Source organism: Actinophytocola sp. (assembly GCF_045807065.1).
Classification (GTDB): Bacteria; Actinomycetota; Actinomycetes; order Mycobacteriales; family Pseudonocardiaceae; genus Actinophytocola.
In genome coordinates, this window is the sequence record NZ_JBJMIE010000310.1 from 1 (window position 1) to 14892 (window position 14892).

18 protein-coding genes and 1 pseudogene are annotated in these 14892 nt (G+C 71.6%); 4 read left to right on the top strand and 15 right to left on the bottom strand.

Annotation, left to right across the window (positions count from 1 at the left end; genetic code table 11):
• Positions 1 to 477 (top strand): nucleotidyltransferase family protein (locus tag ACJ73U_RS17810; protein WP_407778760.1); only part of this gene is annotated, 477 nt, incomplete at its 5' end.
• On the opposite strand, the gene ACJ73U_RS17815 is transcribed toward ACJ73U_RS17810, so the two are convergent.
• The 6 genes from ACJ73U_RS17815 to ACJ73U_RS17840 form a co-directional block, all read right to left on the bottom strand.
• On the bottom strand, positions 443 to 1585 hold the full coding sequence (locus ACJ73U_RS17815; protein WP_407778761.1) for an epoxide hydrolase family protein: 1143 nt from the start codon (positions 1583 to 1585) through the stop codon (positions 443 to 445). The genes ACJ73U_RS17810 and ACJ73U_RS17815 overlap by 35 nt on opposite strands.
• A 39-nt stretch (positions 1586 to 1624) precedes the next feature.
• Complete coding sequence (locus tag ACJ73U_RS17820) at positions 1625 to 2497, bottom strand: alpha/beta hydrolase (RefSeq protein ID WP_407778762.1); 873 nt, start codon at positions 2495 to 2497, stop codon at positions 1625 to 1627.
• Between the two features lie 74 nt (positions 2498 to 2571).
• Complete coding sequence (locus tag ACJ73U_RS17825; RefSeq protein ID WP_407778763.1) at positions 2572 to 3867, bottom strand: ATP-binding protein; 1296 nt, start codon at positions 3865 to 3867, stop codon at positions 2572 to 2574.
• Positions 3868 to 3876: 9 nt separating this feature from the next.
• Entirely contained in the window at positions 3877 to 4536 is a 660-nt protein-coding gene (locus ACJ73U_RS17830; protein WP_407778764.1) for a response regulator transcription factor, read from the bottom strand.
• A gap of 9 nt (positions 4537 to 4545) precedes the next feature.
• Complete coding sequence (locus ACJ73U_RS17835; protein ID WP_407778765.1) at positions 4546 to 4785, bottom strand: DUF397 domain-containing protein; 240 nt, start codon at positions 4783 to 4785, stop codon at positions 4546 to 4548.
• The gene (locus tag ACJ73U_RS17840; protein ID WP_407778776.1) at positions 4782 to 5594 is read right to left on the bottom strand and encodes a helix-turn-helix domain-containing protein; all 813 of its coding nucleotides are present in this window, start codon (positions 5592 to 5594) and stop codon (positions 4782 to 4784) included. Before ACJ73U_RS17840 ends, ACJ73U_RS17835 begins: the two co-directional genes overlap by 4 nt.
• Here ACJ73U_RS17840 and ACJ73U_RS17845 point away from each other — a divergent pair.
• Positions 5509 to 5952, top strand: a complete 444-nt coding sequence (locus ACJ73U_RS17845; RefSeq protein WP_407778777.1) for a hypothetical protein — start codon at positions 5509 to 5511, stop codon at positions 5950 to 5952. The two genes, ACJ73U_RS17840 and ACJ73U_RS17845, sit on opposite strands and share 86 nt — an antisense overlap.
• Positions 5953 to 5985: 33 nt before the next feature.
• On the top strand, positions 5986 to 6786 hold the full coding sequence (hisN, locus tag ACJ73U_RS17850) for a histidinol-phosphatase (RefSeq protein WP_407778766.1): 801 nt from the start codon (positions 5986 to 5988) through the stop codon (positions 6784 to 6786).
• Here hisN and ACJ73U_RS17855 read toward each other — a convergent pair.
• The 9 genes and pseudogenes from ACJ73U_RS17855 to ACJ73U_RS17895 all read right to left on the bottom strand — a co-directional run bounded on the left by ACJ73U_RS17855 (position 6750) and on the right by ACJ73U_RS17895 (position 14471).
• A complete protein-coding gene (locus ACJ73U_RS17855; protein ID WP_407778767.1) occupies positions 6750 to 7022 on the bottom strand; it encodes a hypothetical protein in 273 nt (90 codons plus the stop codon). The genes hisN and ACJ73U_RS17855 overlap by 37 nt on opposite strands.
• A complete protein-coding gene (locus tag ACJ73U_RS17860; RefSeq protein WP_407778768.1) occupies positions 7019 to 9949 on the bottom strand; it encodes a glycohydrolase toxin TNT-related protein in 2931 nt (976 codons plus the stop codon). Before ACJ73U_RS17860 ends, ACJ73U_RS17855 begins: the two co-directional genes overlap by 4 nt.
• Positions 9949 to 10290, bottom strand: a complete 342-nt coding sequence (locus ACJ73U_RS17865; protein WP_407778769.1) for a WXG100 family type VII secretion target — start codon at positions 10288 to 10290, stop codon at positions 9949 to 9951. Before ACJ73U_RS17865 ends, ACJ73U_RS17860 begins: the two co-directional genes overlap by 1 nt.
• On the bottom strand, positions 10280 to 10726 hold the full coding sequence (locus ACJ73U_RS17870) for a YbaB/EbfC family nucleoid-associated protein (RefSeq protein ID WP_407778770.1): 447 nt from the start codon (positions 10724 to 10726) through the stop codon (positions 10280 to 10282). The genes ACJ73U_RS17865 and ACJ73U_RS17870 overlap by 11 nt, the downstream gene beginning before the upstream one ends.
• 73 nt (positions 10727 to 10799) lie before the next feature.
• Entirely contained in the window at positions 10800 to 11402 is a 603-nt protein-coding gene (locus ACJ73U_RS17875; protein ID WP_407778771.1) for an adenosylcobinamide amidohydrolase, read from the bottom strand.
• Positions 11399 to 11953: an N-acetyltransferase family protein gene (locus tag ACJ73U_RS17880; protein WP_407778772.1), complete on the bottom strand. Its 555-nt coding sequence runs from the start codon at positions 11951 to 11953 to the stop codon at positions 11399 to 11401. The genes ACJ73U_RS17875 and ACJ73U_RS17880 overlap by 4 nt, the downstream gene beginning before the upstream one ends.
• Before the next feature lie 2 nt (positions 11954 to 11955).
• Entirely contained in the window at positions 11956 to 12897 is a 942-nt protein-coding gene (locus ACJ73U_RS17885; RefSeq protein WP_407778773.1) for a hydroxymethylglutaryl-CoA lyase, read from the bottom strand.
• A gap of 84 nt (positions 12898 to 12981) precedes the next feature.
• Positions 12982 to 13554: pseudogene (locus tag ACJ73U_RS17890) on the bottom strand (PH domain-containing protein).
• A gap of 95 nt (positions 13555 to 13649) precedes the next feature.
• A complete protein-coding gene (locus ACJ73U_RS17895) occupies positions 13650 to 14471 on the bottom strand; it encodes a biotin--[acetyl-CoA-carboxylase] ligase (RefSeq protein WP_407778774.1) in 822 nt (273 codons plus the stop codon).
• Positions 14472 to 14515: 44 nt separating this feature from the next.
• On the opposite strand from ACJ73U_RS17895, the gene ACJ73U_RS17900 reads away from it, so the two are divergent.
• Positions 14516 to 14892, top strand: a 377-nt coding sequence (locus tag ACJ73U_RS17900) for a carboxyl transferase domain-containing protein (RefSeq protein ID WP_407778775.1), incomplete at its 3' end; no start/stop codon positions are given.

Below are 14892 nucleotides of genomic sequence, written 5' to 3' on the forward strand. Positions count from 1 at the left end.
CTGACCGCCGGCTGCGTCTTCCAGACGGTGTGGAACGTGGTCACCGACCGGCCGCCGGCAGAGGGCATCCGGGACTACGACCTGTTCTACTTCGACGACGCCGACCTCAGCTGGGCGGCCGAGGACGCGGTCATCAGGGCCGGCACCTTCGACGACCTGCCCGCGCCGGTCGAGATCCGCAACGAGGCACGCGTCCACCTCTGGTACGAGGACCACTTCGGCGTGCCGTGTCCGCCCTACACCTCCACCGAGGCCGCCATCGACTCCTTCGCGGCGACCACCTGCTGCCTCGGCGTCCGCCTCGTCGGCGAACAGTGGCAGATCTACGCCCCGCACGGTCTCGCCGACGTGTTCAACCTGGTCGTGCGGCCCAACCCCGTGCTGGCGCCGCGGTCGGTCTACGAGACCAAGGCCGCGCGGTGGCGGGCGCAGTGGCCCGGGCTCACCGTGCTGCCGTGGCCCGGAAGAACTCCCTGATGTCCGTGACCAGGAGGTCCGGCGCCTGCAGCGAGGCGAAGTGGCCGCCGCGGGGATACCTGGACCAGTGGGTGACGGTGTTCGACAGTTCCGCCAGCCCGCGGACCGCCCGGTCGCCGAGGAAGTTCGCCACGCCGGTGGGGACGGGCGAGCGCTCGGGCCGGCGGCCCCACGCCTCCGCGCCCGCCTCCAGGTAGAGCCGCGCGGCCGAACCGGCGGTCTCGGTCAGCCAGAAGATCGTCACGTTGGTCAGGATCGTGTCCCGGTCGATCGGGGTTCGTTCGGTCGTGGTCGGGTCCCAGTCGACGAACCACTCCAGGTTCCAGGCGAGCTGGCCGGCCGGGGAGTCGTTGAGCGCGTAGGCGAGGGTCTGCGGGCGCGTGGACATCTGGGTGGCGTAGCCGGAGTGGGCGTACCACCACGCCTGGTTCTTCCTGGCCTGCTCGCGGTCCGCCGCTTCCAGGGTGTCCAACTCGGCCGGGTCCACCGGTGTCGAGGCGTTGGCCAGTGCGTTGACGTGCACGCCGATGACGTGGTCCGGGGCGATCCGCCCGAGCTCCGGGGACACGATGCTGCCGAAGTCGCCGCCCTGGGCGCCGTAGCGGTCGTAGCCCAGCCGCCGCATCAGCTCGGCCCAGGCACGCGCGGTGCGGTTGACGCCCCAGCCCCTCTCGCGCGTCGGGCCGGAGAACGCGAAACCGGGGACCGAGGGGACGACGACGTGGAAGGCGTCGGCGGGGTCGCCGCCGTGGGCGCGCGGGTCGGTGAGCGGGCCGAGGACGTCCAGGAAGTCGTACCCGGTGCTCGGCCAGCCGTGCGTGATGATCAGCGGCGTCGCGTCCGGCTCGGGTGAGCGGGCGTGCAGGAAGTGGACGCGCTGGCCGTCGATCGTCGTGGTGAACTGCGGGATCGCGTTCAGCCGGGCCTCGTGCGCGCGCCAGTCGTAGCCGGTGCGCCAGTACTCGGCCAGGTCGACGAGGTAGTCCCTGTTCACGCCGTAGGCCCAGCCCGCGCCCGGCAGCTCGTCGGGCCACCGGGTGCGGGCCAGCCTGGCGACCAGGTCGTCCACCGCGGACTGCGGAACGTCGATGCGGAACGGTGTGATCATGCCGTTCAGCATTCCGCTCATTGTGGACAGTTACTGTCCTCAATCGAGCTTCGGGCGCAGCCAGTCGGCCATCCTGCGGATCGCGTCGTCGGCTTCGGGGGCTCGGCCGGCCGCCATCTGGAACGTGTGCAGCATCTCCGGGAACACGTCCAGCCGGACCTCGACACCGGCGGCGCCGGCGCGTTCGGCCAGGCGGCGGGCGTCGTCGAGCAGGGCTTCGTGCCCGCCGACCTGGATGTAGGTCGGGGCGAGGCCGGCCAGCTCGGCGTACAGGGGGTTGGCCGTGGGGTCGCGGGGGTCGGTCGGTCCCAGGAAGGCGCCGGCCAGCTCGCGCACCGTCTCCGCGTGGAAGAACGGGTCCCGGACGCGGTTGGTCGCGTAGGACTCGCCGGTCACCTCCAGGTCCACCCACGGGGAGAACGGCAGCACGGCGGCCGGCATCGGCAGGCCCAGCTCGCGGGCCCGCAGCTGGGTGGTGATCACCAGGCCGCCGCCCGCCGAGTCGCCCGCGAACGCCACGTGCCTGATGCCCTGGTCCAGCAGCCACCAGTAGATCCGCGCGGCCTCGGTGACCTGCGCCGGGTGAGTCGCCGGCACGAGGCTGTACTCGAAGATCAACGCGCGGGCGCCGACGGCCTTGGCCAGGTGGGCGAACAGCTTGCGGTGGGTGTAGATCGAGCCGCTGACGAAGCCGCCGCCGTGCATGCACAGCAGGACGCGGTCCTCGGCGCACCCGTGCGGCACGGCCCACATCGCCCGTAGGCCCGTCACCGTGGTCTCCAGGTAGTCCACGCCGCGGGGTTCGGCCGTCAGGTTGCCCCAGGCCTCGTCGTCCCGCTGCTCGCCGCTCACCATGGCCTGGTGAGACGCCTCCCAGTGCCGCCGCACGGCTTCGGACTGCTTGCTCGGCATCGCCGATCTCCTCTCGGTTGTGCCAGTGCAGACCATTGGCGAACCGGAAAGGAATCGGGCTTCGGGCGTCTCGCTCAGCGTGGGGAGCGTTCCGCCGGCCAGCGGACGCCCTGGACGTCACCCGCTCGGGGGACCGGGAGGAACACCGTGAACGTGGCCGGCCGTTTCACCGACAGTTCCAGGCGGCCGCCGTCCGAGTCGATCAGGGCGCGGGCCAGTGCCAGGCCCAGGCCCGTCGAGCCGCCGCCGGAGACGCCGCGTTCGAAGATGTGTTCGGCCAGCTCGTCCGGGACGCCGGTGCCCATGTCGGCGACCTCGATGACCACCGTGTCGCCGCCGCTCGCCACCACGCCCTCGCGGGCCGACAGGGTGACCGTGCCGCTGCCGTGGCGCAGGGCGTTGTCCAGCAGGACGCCGATCACTTCGCGTAGGCGGCCCGGTGACGCTTTCGCGTACAGGCCCGCCTCGACCTTCACCTTCAGTGAGCGGCCCTCGGCCCGCAGCGGGTCGCGCCACTCGTCCGCGATGCTCGGCAGCTCGGCGGCCAGGTCGACCGGCATGGCACCCGCCGAGCGGGCCTCCCTGGCGGCCGCCATCAGCTCGTCGAGCACCTCGGCGAGGCGTTCCGCCTGTTCCAGCGCGGCCCGCGCCTCGGCGGCGACCTCCTCGTCGGACACCACCGTCAGCTCCTCGATCCGCAGCTGCAGCGACGTCATGCGGCTGCGGAGCTGGTGGGACACGTCGCCGACCAGCTCGCGCTCGCGTTGCACGAGCTGTGCGAGTGCCGTGGCGGACGCGTCGAGCGCCTCGGCCACCGAGTCCAGTTCCGGCACGTCGTAGCGGGTGCGGTCCAGGCGGAAGTCGCCGGCGCCGAGGCGGGACGCGCGGTCGGCCACGTGCCGCAGCGGGCGGGCCAGGCGGCGGGCGGTGACGGTCGCGACCGCCGTGCCGCCGCCGATCGCCGCGATCACCACCAGGAAGACCAGCAGCGTGACCTGCGTCTGCGTCGTGCGCATCTGGTTCGCGCTGATGGAGAGGCGGACGATGCCGTGCTGGACGATCGGCAGCTCCTCGGTGATCGTCTCGCCCTGCAGCTTGGCGCCGAACTCGTCGCGCTGGCCGGAGTCGGGCAGGGTCACGAGCAGGTGACCCCCGGTCGGGACACCCAGTTGCAGGCTGTTCATGTCCAGGCGGCCGTTGCGGCCCAGCTGGTCGTCGACCGAGGCCGCGATCTGCCGGACCCGCGCGCCCAGCTCCTCCCGGGTGATGCTCTCGACGACGGCCGTTGCCGAGAAGCCGAGCGGAATGCCCAGGGCGCACGCCGTCACCGCGACGGCCATCAGGATCGCCAGGAGGATGCGGCGGCGCACGGTGAGTTCTCAGTCCGTGTTGAAGCGGAAGCCGACGCCGCGGACCGTCGCGATGCGCGAGCCGCCCTGGCCGACCTTGCGCCGCAGCCACGACATGTGCATGTCGAGCGTCTTGCTCGTCCGCAGTTCGGGACCGCCCCAGACCTCGTCCAGGATCTCCTCGCGGGTGACGACCTGGCCCGCCTTCTGGATGAGGACCCGTAACAGCTCGAACTCCTTGTTGGCCAGCGTGACCTCCTCGCCGTCCACGATCACCTGGCGCGCGGCGAGGTCCATCTTGACGCCGTTCACCTCGATGGTGCCCGGCGCCTGGCGGCGCAGCAGTGCCCGGATGCGCGCGAGCAGCTCGGCCAGCCGGAACGGCTTCGCGACGTAGTCGTCCGCGCCCGCGTCCAGACCGACGACGAAGTCGACCTCGTCCGCGCGGGCGGTCAGCATCAGGACGGGGATGCCCCGACCGGCCGCACGCAGGCGACGGCACACGTCCAGCCCGTCGATCCCGGGCAGGCCGAGGTCGAGGACGAGCAGGTCGACACCGCCACCGTTGGCGGTCTCGAAAGCCCGGTGGCCGTCGGCGACCACCTGTACCTCGTAGCCTTCGCGGTTCAACGCACGGGACAGCGGTTCGGCGATCGCCGTGTCGTCCTCGGCCAGCAGCACCACACTCACGGTGCCAGACTATGCCTCCCGGCTACGGAGATCACCGCGGAAGGCATCCCAGCTCACGGTGGGGAAGGCCAGGGTGGGCCCGGAGGCGTTCTTGGAGTCCCGCACCGCCACGGCCCCGGCTAAGAACGCCATCTCGACGCAGGCATTCTGGGCGGTGCTGCGGCTGCTCTTGCGCCAGGCAATCTCCACACAATCGCCACTCGCGGTGCTGAAGCTGCTCTTGCGCCACTCCATGTCGGCTGCCTTCACGTGCCTCTCCTCAGGTTGCTGGCAAGCTCTGCAATCCGGTGCTGGGAGTCCTCTTCAGACCACGCGGCAGAGGATAGCTTCTTCCAGCTCAGCCTAGCTATGGCGATGTACTCCTCATCCTCGAGGAAGGCGGAGGTTGATCGACTTTCCTCATAGCAGAGGGTGGGCTGTTCGGGGCAATCGATGATCTTGAGAGAGCCCTGGGCGGCCGTTGACCCGACGGCATCGAATGGCAGAAGCCGGATGCTGACATTTCGACGGGCCGTGGCGGCGAGGAGATGCTGAAGTTGGCCGAGCATCATCACCGGATCGCCCATCGTTCGGCGGAGCACCATCTCCTCGATGATCAGGTGTAGGTGGGGCGGATCGGCTCGATCCAACACTCGCTGGCGATCCATCCTCGCCGCCACCATGCCTTCGATCATCTCCTCGGAGATCTTCTGGGGGAAGGCGCGCATCAGGGCGCGGGCGTACTCGGCGGTCTGCAGCAATCCGGGGACGAGCAGGGGCTCGAAGCTGTAGATGGCGGCGGCTTCGTTCTCGAAGCGGATGAGGTCGCGGAGGATTTTGGAGATGGGGAGTTGGTGGCCGATCTCATGCCAGTTTCGTTCAACTCCGGCTCGGACGAGGTTCATCAGCTCTTGCCGGATTTCCGGTGGAACGCGGAGGTAGCCGAGGACCGCGGCGACGTCGACCTCGTAGAGGCCGCGTTCCCCGGTCTCCATGCGGCTCACCTTGCTCTCCGACCAGCCCAGAGCCTTCGCCACGTCCTTGCAGCTCAGACCGCGCTTGATGCGCCATGCCCGCAGTTCCGCCGATACCCGTCGCTGGCGTACGGATACGCCTTTTCGCCTGCCCATGCCGAAACCTTCTCGTCATGCCACGGTGGCACGAAAGTGGCGTCACCCGATTGGTAATTTGCGCGACCATATGGCCCGGAGTCACCGTTTCGGCATGGAAATGACCTGGGAAATCAGTGGCGCCTATGCGAACTGGACACTTTCCGTGCACATCGGGCCGCCGGACCACGACATTCACGAATACCGCGACGACTGGCGGAAGGAACCGCTGGAACGGCTGCACCAGCACTTCGTGGACGTCGTGAACCTGCTCGAACTCGGCCGGCAGATGGGCAACACCCGCGGCTACCACCTGTCGGGCACGTGACGGCGGCGCGCCGGCGCATGACAGCATCGCCGCATGCATGATGACGACCTCGCCGTCGCACTGCGGCTCGCCGATGCCGCGGACGAGATCACCATGAGCCGGTTCCAGGCCAGCGATCTCGTAGTCGACCGGAAGCCGGACCGCTCGCCCGTCACGGACGCGGACACGGCCGTGGAGGACACCGTGCGGGAGATCCTCGACGAGCTGCGGCCGGACGACGCCGTGCTCGGCGAGGAACGCGGCGGGGCGATCGGGGCGGGCCGGACGTGGGTGCTCGATCCGATCGACGGAACCAAGAATTTCCTTCGGGGGAACCCTGTTTGGGGGACGCTGATTGCTCTCGTGGACGGTGGGTCACCGGTGGTTGGGGTGGTCAGCTCGCCGGCCATGCCTCGGCGGTGGTGGGCCACCGCCGGTGGTGGAGCCTTTGTCGCCACGCCTGCCGGGGAGCGGCGGCTGCGGGTGTCGGGGGTCGGGGAACTCGCGGATGCCTACGTGTCGACGACCGATCTCGGGTCGTGGTCGAAGTACCAGACCCGGGAGGCGTACCTGGCGCTGATCGACTCCTGCTGGGAGAGCCGGGCGTTCGGGGACTTCTGGCAGCACGTGCTCGTCGCCGAGGGAGCGCTCGACCTTGCCGTGGAGCCCATCGCGAACGCGTGGGACCTGGCGGCGGTACAGGTGGTCGTGACCGAGGCCGGTGGGGGGTTCAGTGACCTGAGTGGGCGTTCAGGGTTCACGCACGGCAACTGCCTCGCGTCCAACGGCCTGGTGCACGACGCGGCTCTCTCGGTGCTTCAGGAGGCGGGGGTCAGCGCGCCGCGGACGACCTGAGCCCAGGTCAGCCTGCCGAAGAGGTAGTGGCAGGCGACCTGCTCGTTGGTGAAGCGGGCCCAGTCGTACCGGTTGCCCTGCTCGCGCCAGAAGACCTCCCAGGCGTAGTTGCCGTCCTCGTCGGGGTTGTCGTCGCGGACGAGGCACCACGCGTTGTCGGCCTCCGCGCCCACCGACACGACCTCGGCCGGCACGCCGACGGCCGCCAGCCACTCGGTGATGGACTCGGCGTTCATGCGATCTCCTCCAGGTACCCGAGGGCGACGAGCTCGACGGCGGAGTGGGTGGTGCGGTAGCGGACGCCGCCGCCGGGCTGCCCGAACCACGCCGCCGACACCGCCCGCCACACGGGCAGGGGCTGGACGACCCTGTAGCGGCGGTAACCGGTGTCCTTGTGCGGCGGCGGCAGCGAACGCTGGGCGAAGACCGTGCCGTCGGCGGCGAAGACCCGGCCGTGCGGGGTGCCGAAGCGGTCGATGAGGGCACCTTCGTCGAGAACCTCGGGTTCGCCGGAGGCGCTGCCGCCCTCGGGGTACTGCTCGCTGGTGGGCCAGTTGTACTCGAGCCCTTCGGGACTGATGCCGTGCGCGGTGACACTGCCGAGGCGGACGAGGTACCGGCGATCCCAGTCCCGCTCGTTCCCGCCGCCGAGGGGGTCGTGGTTCTCGAGGAGCTTCTGGACGACGGGGTGATCCGCGGTGAAGCCCGCACTGGGGGTGACGGGACGGAGATTGGGGATCGTTTTCGCGTTCGGGTCGCCGAGTGGCTCGGGTGATTGGTCGGGCGCCGAGGCGGCGGGAGGCAGCGGGAGGGCGACTTGGGCCGCGGGATGGCTGGCGGGAACCGCCGGGTGGCCGGCGGAGACAGCTGGGTCGGCAGGAACCGCCGGGTAGTTGCCAATGGCTGCCGGGTGAACGGCCGAGTCGCCGGACACCGCCGAATAGTCGCCAGGAGTTGCCGGGTGGACGGGCGGGGCGGACGGGACGACGGGAGCCGCCGAGTAGCCAGCAGGAGGCGCCTGGTGACCGGCGGGAACCGCCGGATGGCCGGCGGAGACAGCTGGGTCGGCAGGAACCGCCTGATAGTTGCCAATGGCCGGCGGATGGACGGCCGAGTCGCCGGACACCGCCGAATAGTCGCCAGGAGTTGCCGGGTGGGCGGGCGGGGCGACGGGAGCCGCCGAGTAGCCGGCAGGGGGCGCCTGGTGGCTGGCGGGAATCGCTGGCGGGTTGGCGGCGGCAGCTGGGTCGGCGGGGGCTGCGGCGGGGGGCTCGGCGGGGTCGTGGCCGGTGAGCACTGCGTCGGGGGGTGGGTAGTTCGGGGCCTGGGCGGGTGGGTAGCCGGCGGCTACTGCCTCGGCCGGGTGGGCTGGCGGTGCGGGTGGGTAGCCGGGGGCGGGGGTTGGGGCGTAGTAGTTCGCTTGCTGGGCCTCGGCGGCGGCTTTGGTGGCTTGGTCCTGTGCGATGGCGGCTCGGAGGTCGGCCAGGCGAGGGCGGGCGTCCACCAGGTCGGACTGGGGGTGGTCGGCCGGTTCGAAGCGGAGGCCGGCGGCGTAGTCCAGTTCCGGAGGTGGGGGCGGGAGCTGGCGTGCGGGGCGGTACGAGGCGACCGGTAGGTGGCCGATCGGGAACATGTGGATCCAGAACGCGGCCAGGACCTCGTTGCGCTCGCCCTTCACCGGGGGTGGGGCGCCCGGTGGGCCGGCCATTTGCTTGCGGGGGGCCGGTTCCTGGGTTTGGTCCGCGGGGACGGGAGCCGGGGCGTAGGTCGCCGGGCGGCCGGCCGGTGGGACGGTCGAGGCGGTGGCTCCGGGGGCGGCGGGTCCGGGAGCAGCGGATCCGAGGCCGCCGGCGCGAGGAGCGAGGGCTCCGGGAGCGGCGTCCCTGGGAGCGGCGGCTCCGGGGACGGGGGCTCTGGGAGCGGGGGCTCCAGGAACGGCGGGTCCGGGAGCGGCGGCTCGGGGCGCGGGGGCTGGGGTGCCCGGAGCGGGAACGGCTCCCGGCGCCGGGGCTCCGATCACCGGTGGGGCCACTGGCGCCGGTCCACCGAGGCCCGGAGTGCCACCGAATGCGGGAGCGCCCGGGTGGACTGGCGGGACACCTGCCACGGCGGGTGGGAGGTTGGCCGGGCCTGGAGCCACGGCTGGCTCCAGGCCGCCGGCATAACCCGCCTGGACGGTCTGGCCCGCGGGCGGGGTGGGGACGCCGCCCGGGAAGTGGGTGTGTGGGACCGGGCCGGTGACCTCCGGATCGACGGGCAGAACCGGGATGTGGGGAGCACCGCCGGGGTGGCTGGTGTCCGGTGGGAGGCCGCCGTGGCCTGGCAGGAGGTCGCCGGCGTGACCCGGACCGGTCTGGTCGGGGAGCCCGGTTCCCGGAAGTACGTTGCCGACGCCGGAGAGCGCATCGCCCGGAAGTACGTTGCCCGGGCCGGGAAGTGCGTTGCCGGCACCCGGAAGTGCGTTAGCGGCGCCGGACAGGGCATGGCCGGGGCTCGCGAGGGTGTTCACGACCTGACCCGGGACGTGGGTGGCTGTGTCGCTGACGGTGGTCACCGTCTGGCCGGCGTCCGTCACCGTGGAGGTGACCACGTCCGTCGCGCTGGACAGCAAGTGGTGGCCCGGGTTGGCGTTGACCGGGTTCTGGACCGCCGCCATGTCCACGCCCGCGCCCGGCTGTACGGCATTGATCAGCTGCGTCTGGATGTGGGCCACGTTCGCCGCCGTGCCGTGGACGGCTGTGTCCAGGCCTGCCAGGGCGAGGGGGTGACCGGCCTGGGCCGCCGCGTGGGCGGCGTCCTGGTTCTGGGCCAGGGTCACCAGGTTGCGAACGATCTCCACCTTCGCCGTGCCCACCTGGTTGGCGGCGTGTTCCAGGCGGTCGGCGGCGGCGTTGGCGTCCTTGACGATGGTCGTCAGGTGGCCGTTGTCCGCGTCGACGAACGTGCTCCACTCCGTGGACGCCTTCGTCGCCGTCTCGCCGTGCACGGTCTGCAGGGCCGAGCGGGCCGTGGTGTCCGCGTCGGTCGCGAGGGTGGACATGCTCGTCGCCGTGTCACGCCAGGCCTGGGCCTGCTTCGCCATGGCGTCCTCGTCGGCTTCGGGCCAGGACACGCCCGCCTGTGCGGCCACGTCCGCCAGCTCCGGCGGCAGTTCGATGCCCATTACCGCTCCGCGGACTTCAGGTGTTCGGCCGCCGACCGGTCGACCGTCCGGTACGTGCCGGCGGTTTCGGTCAGGCGGGTGCTCACCGAGGTCAGGCGGCCTGACAACCCGGAAAGGCGCGCCAGTGCGTCGTCCGCCGGGGCCGCGTGGACGGCGTTGAAGCTCTGGCCCACGGCGTCCGTGCCCCAGCAGGCACCGTCGGCCGAGAGGGCGTCGGTCAGATTGCGCTGAATCGAGTCCAGGCGGCTCACCAGCGGCTCGAACTGTCCTGCCCGGCTCGCGAGCCGGGCGGCGTCGACCTCGAAGCCGTCCCCAGGACCGTCAAAGGCGTCACCGTGCATCGCGTGTGCTCCCCGACCGCAGCCACGTCTGGTTCTCGAACGTCTCCTCCGGCGGCTCCGGCACCGGCTTCGGCGCCAGTTCCTCGGCCGACAGGTCCGCGGTGCCGCGCAGCAGTGCCTCCGGGTCGGTGTTGGTCGGGAGGACCGGGGCCAGCACCTGGCCGGCCGTCCGCGACACGCGGCCCGCCGCCTCGGCCGTCGTGCGGACGATGAGCGCGGCCAGTTCGGCCGGGCGTGCCACGCGGTACGCGTTGTCGGCGATCTCCAGCCCCACGAGGGAGCCGGACGCGGACACCGTGACGGTCACCAGGCCGTTCTCGCTGGTCACCGTCTCGCGGACGGTGGCTAACTGGCGCTGCACGGTCCCCAGCTGTTCCCTACTCCGCCGGTAACCGGCGATCAGGTCCTCGACCTGGGCTCTGTGGTCAGCCACCATGGCCACCTCCGCTGGGGGACGGCATTGGTCTCGCGTTGGACGCACATGCTCGTCACGCGGTTCCCGTGAATTCTCACAGTCGCGGCGAGATCGCGCCGTACACCGCGCGGGCCAGTGCGCCACCAACGGGTGAACGTGGGCCGCCGAACGGCTCAGGGGCGCCCGAAACCGGGCACAGGAGCGCGACGGCGTCGGTCGGGGTGCCCGTGCCGGGGACACCCGCGGCGAACAGTGCCTGCGCCTTGGCCTCCGCCACCGTCGCGACCGCGTTGACCAGTGCGGCCGGGGACAGGCGCCGCGGCAGCCAGCAGACGGCGTTGATCGTGCCCACCGGTTCGGGGATCGTGGCCGGCCCGGCCGCCCAGGTCGGGTGCGCGCCGATGCCCGTGGTCACGGAGACGTGGACGCCGCCGTCCGACCGGTGCTCGACCTCCCGCACGTCGACCGCGGTGAGGAGGCCGATGCCCGCGCCGGTCAGGCCCAGCGCGGCGGCGATCTCGGTCAGGTGCCGATCCGGGTCGGTCCGCGCGTACTCGTTCGAGACGGTCGCGTTGACCACCCAGTGGCGCTCGCCCATGCCGCCGCCGAGCACGCCGGAGGAGACGGCGAACCACGGGGTCGCCGGCCGCCACACCAGGACCGGTGCGCCGGCCACCTCGACGAGCGCGGGGATCACAGCACGCGCCGCACGAGCGCGCGGCTCGTGCCGCGGAGCTCGACCAACTCGAAGCCGGCGGACAGGAACATCGCGAGCGTGCCGTGGTAGAGGTCGCCGGAGCCGCGCCGCTCGCCCCCGGTGTCCACCGGATGGCCCTCGACGACCGCCGCGCCACGCGCGCCGGCGTAGTCGACCGCGGCGCCCAGCAGGGTGTTCGCCAGGCCGCGGCGGCGGGCGGTGCGGTGGACGAAGAAGCACGTCACCGACCACGTGTCCGGGCCGGCGTCGGACCGGGTGATCCTGGAGGTCGCCAGGCGCGGGTAGGTCGGGCGGGGTGCGACGGCGACCCAGCCGAGCGGGTCGTCCGCGGAGACGGCGAGGAGGCCGAGCGGCGCATTCTCCTCGACCCGCGCCCGCAGGAAGTCCTTGTTGCGCTCGCCCCAGTCCGCCTGGACGTCCCTGTTCGGCCGCATGAACCAGCAGCACCAGCAGCCGCCGACGGTCTTGTTGGCGCTGAACAGCTTCTCCAGGGACGGCCACGTGTCCGTGGTCAGCTCGACGATCTCCATCGTCAGCCCAGCAGCGCCCGGACCACGCGGGACGGGCTGGGCCGGCCCAGCTTCTCGGCCATCCACGCGCTGGTGTCGGCCAGCTTGTCCAGGTCGACGCCGGTCTCGACGCCGAGGCCGTCGAGGAGCCACACGAGGTCCTCGGTGGCGAGGTTGCCGGTCGCGGACTCGGCGTAGGGGCAGCCGCCGAGGCCGCCGGCGCTGGAGTCCACCGTGGTCACGCCGTGCCGCAGTGCCGCCAGGGTGTTGGTCAGGGCCTGGCCGTAGGTGTCGTGGAAGTGCACGGCCAGCCGGTCGACGGGGGTCCCCGCGTCGGCGAAGGCGGTGAGCAGGGCGGACACGTGACCCGCGGTCGCGACACCGATCGTGTCGCCCAGGGACAGTTGCGTGCAGCCCATGTCGAGCAGCCGCCGGCCGACGGACACGACCGCGGCCGGGTCGACGGAGCCCTCCCAGGGGTCGCCGAAGCACATCGAGACGTAGCCGCGGACCTCGAGACCCGCCCGCACCGCCCGCGTGACGACCGGCTCGAACATGGTCAGCTGCGAGTCGAGCGTGCGGTTGAGGTTGCGGTTGGCGAAGGTCTCCGTGGCGCTCGCGAAGATCGCGACGTGGGTGACACCGGCGGCGAGCGCGCGGTCCAGGCCCCGCTCGTTGGGCACCAGGACCGGGTAGCGGACCCCGTCGCGTCGCCGCAGGCCGGTCAGCAGCTCCTCGGCGTCAGCCAGCTGGGGGACCCACTTCGGGTGAACGAAGCTGGTGGCCTCCAGCGTGGTGAGGCCGGCGTCCGCGAGCCGGTCGAGGAACTCGAGCTTCACCTCGACCGGGACGACCGTGTCCTCGTTCTGCAGGCCGTCACGCGCGCCGACCTCCCAGATCGTGACGCGGTCCGGGAGGTCGGGGGCTGGTACGCGGGTCGGCAGCCCGAGGTCGCGAGCGGTCACGACCGCGCCTCATCCACTCCTCGCGGGCTTCGCGTGGGTGGTCGCCGGTCGTGACGCATCACGGGTTCGCTGCGCAAGCTCCGCTCACCGCCGGCGACGGTCGCCCTGTGGCGGTAGCGGCTGAGTCGACCCGGTGGGCGGTGCCTCGAAACCCTGCGGCGCGAAGTCGTCCTGCGGGTTGTCGTTGATCTCCCGGTACAGCATCGTGTGCACCCGCTCGACCTGCGGGATGTCGTCGAACTCGAGCGGCTCCTGCGCGGAGGACTCGATGATCAGCGTGCCGCAGCCGAAGATCCGGTCGATCAGGCCGTGCTCGAACCGGACCGTGCTGATGCGGGCGAGCGGGATGTCGATGCCGGTGCGGTTGAGCACGCCCTCGCGCGCCATGACGCGGTCCGTCGTGACGATGAAGTGCGTGGTGCGCCAGCGGACGAAGGGGATGAAGAACAGCCAGACCAGGATGATCAGCGCGACCGCGCCGATCGCGATGAACCCGATCGTGCTTCAGCTCTGGTCCTGCACGAGGATCGCGAGCCAGACGCCCACACCGAGCGTGACGATCAGGACGATGTAGGGGACGAGCAGCATCTTCCAGTGCGAGTGCTTGTGGATGATGACGTGTTCGCCCTCACTGAGCAGTTCGTCTGGGTAAGCCACAGCGTCCTCCCGATAACACGCCCCGCGAAAGGTGTCGCGGTAACCGTACCGGCGGTACACCCGTCCGCGGGGGGCACATCCACAAAGAGGGCGCCTCAGTCCGCCTTGAGGTGCACGACGTCGCCGGCGGAGATCGCCTTCGGGGTGCCGTCGTCGAGTTTCAGCAGGAGACGGCCCTCCTCGTCGACGTCTACCGCCACGCCGGTCAGCGGCTCGGTCTCGGGGAGTTCGGCGCGGACGCGCTGGCCGATCGTGCCGCACGCCTCCCGGTAGCCGGCGAGGGCTCCCGAGCGGGCGATGTCGCCGTCGACCATGCGCCACGCCGTCTCGAACTCGGCGAAGGCGCGCAGGAAGCTGGCCGTGATCTCGGTGCGGTCGGTGTTCTCGGCGCCGGCCTCGGCGAACGAGCCGGCCGCCAGCCCACCCGGCCCCGGCTCGGCGCCTTCGGGCAGGGCGGTGATGTTCACGCCGACGCCCACGACCGCCGCCTGCTCGGACGCGACCTCGGACAGCACGCCCGCCGCCTTCTTCCGCTCCGGACCGACGAGCAGGTCGTTCGGCCACTTGAGGAACGCCTCGATGCCGGCGGTCTCGCGGGCGGCGTGGATGAGCGCGAGGCCGGCGACCATGTAGAGCGAGCCCAGCCGCGCGGCCGGCACCGTCGCGGGCCGGATGAGGACCGAGAGGTAGGCACCCGTCCCCGCGGGTGACACCCAGGTGCGTGACCTCCTGCCCCGGCCGGCGGTCTGCTGGTCGGCGATCAGGACCGTCCGGTCCGCGGCGCCGTCACCGGCCGCGGCCAGCAGGTCGGCGTTGGTCGACCCGGTCGTGTCCACCACGTCCAGCGCGGCGTAGGGGCCGTTCGGCGCCACCAGCTGCTCGCGCAGGACCAGCACATCCAGCTTGTTCTCGGTCACATACCTGAACTTACCGGCAGGCACCCCTGACTAGGCTCGCGAGCATGAGCAGCGCGACCGAGCCGCTAGGTCAGGCGCCCAGCGGCGAGACCGACATCCACACGACCGCGGGCAAGCTCGCCGATCTCTACCGGCGCAGCGAGGAGGCGGTGCACGCCGGGTCCGAGCGCGCGGTCGCCAAGCAGCACGCCAAGGGCAAGATGACCGCCCGCGAGCGCATCGACATGCTGCTCGACCCGGGCTCGTTCGTCGAGCTCGACGCGCTCACCCGACACCGCTCCACCAACTTCGGCATGCAGGAGAAGCGCCCGTTCGGCGACGGGGTCGTCACCGGCACCGGCACGGTCGACGGCCGGCACGTGGCGGTGTTCAGCCAGGACGCGACCGTCTTCGGCGGCTCGCTCGGCGAGGTGTACGGCGA

What these genes read in the sequence shown, in the direction of transcription:
- ACJ73U_RS17815 (WP_407778761.1), bottom strand. Translation starts at nt 1,585, where the DNA reads ATGATCACACCGTTCCGCATCGACGTTCCGCAGTCCGCGGTGGACGAC.
- ACJ73U_RS17820 (WP_407778762.1), bottom strand. Translation starts at nt 2,497, where the DNA reads ATGCCGAGCAAGCAGTCCGAAGCCGTGCGGCGGCACTGGGAGGCGTCT.
- ACJ73U_RS17845 (WP_407778777.1), top strand. Translation starts at nt 5,509, where the DNA reads ATGCGGCTCACCTTGCTCTCCGACCAGCCCAGAGCCTTCGCCACGTCC.
- hisN (WP_407778766.1), top strand. Translation starts at nt 5,986, where the DNA reads ATGCATGATGACGACCTCGCCGTCGCACTGCGGCTCGCCGATGCCGCG.
- ACJ73U_RS17855 (WP_407778767.1), bottom strand. Translation starts at nt 7,022, where the DNA reads ATGAACGCCGAGTCCATCACCGAGTGGCTGGCGGCCGTCGGCGTGCCG.
- ACJ73U_RS17860 (WP_407778768.1), bottom strand. Translation starts at nt 9,949, where the DNA reads ATGGGCATCGAACTGCCGCCGGAGCTGGCGGACGTGGCCGCACAGGCG.
- ACJ73U_RS17865 (WP_407778769.1), bottom strand. Translation starts at nt 10,290, where the DNA reads ATGCACGGTGACGCCTTTGACGGTCCTGGGGACGGCTTCGAGGTCGAC.
- ACJ73U_RS17870 (WP_407778770.1), bottom strand. Translation starts at nt 10,726, where the DNA reads ATGGTGGCTGACCACAGAGCCCAGGTCGAGGACCTGATCGCCGGTTAC.
- ACJ73U_RS17880 (WP_407778772.1), bottom strand. Translation starts at nt 11,953, where the DNA reads ATGGAGATCGTCGAGCTGACCACGGACACGTGGCCGTCCCTGGAGAAG.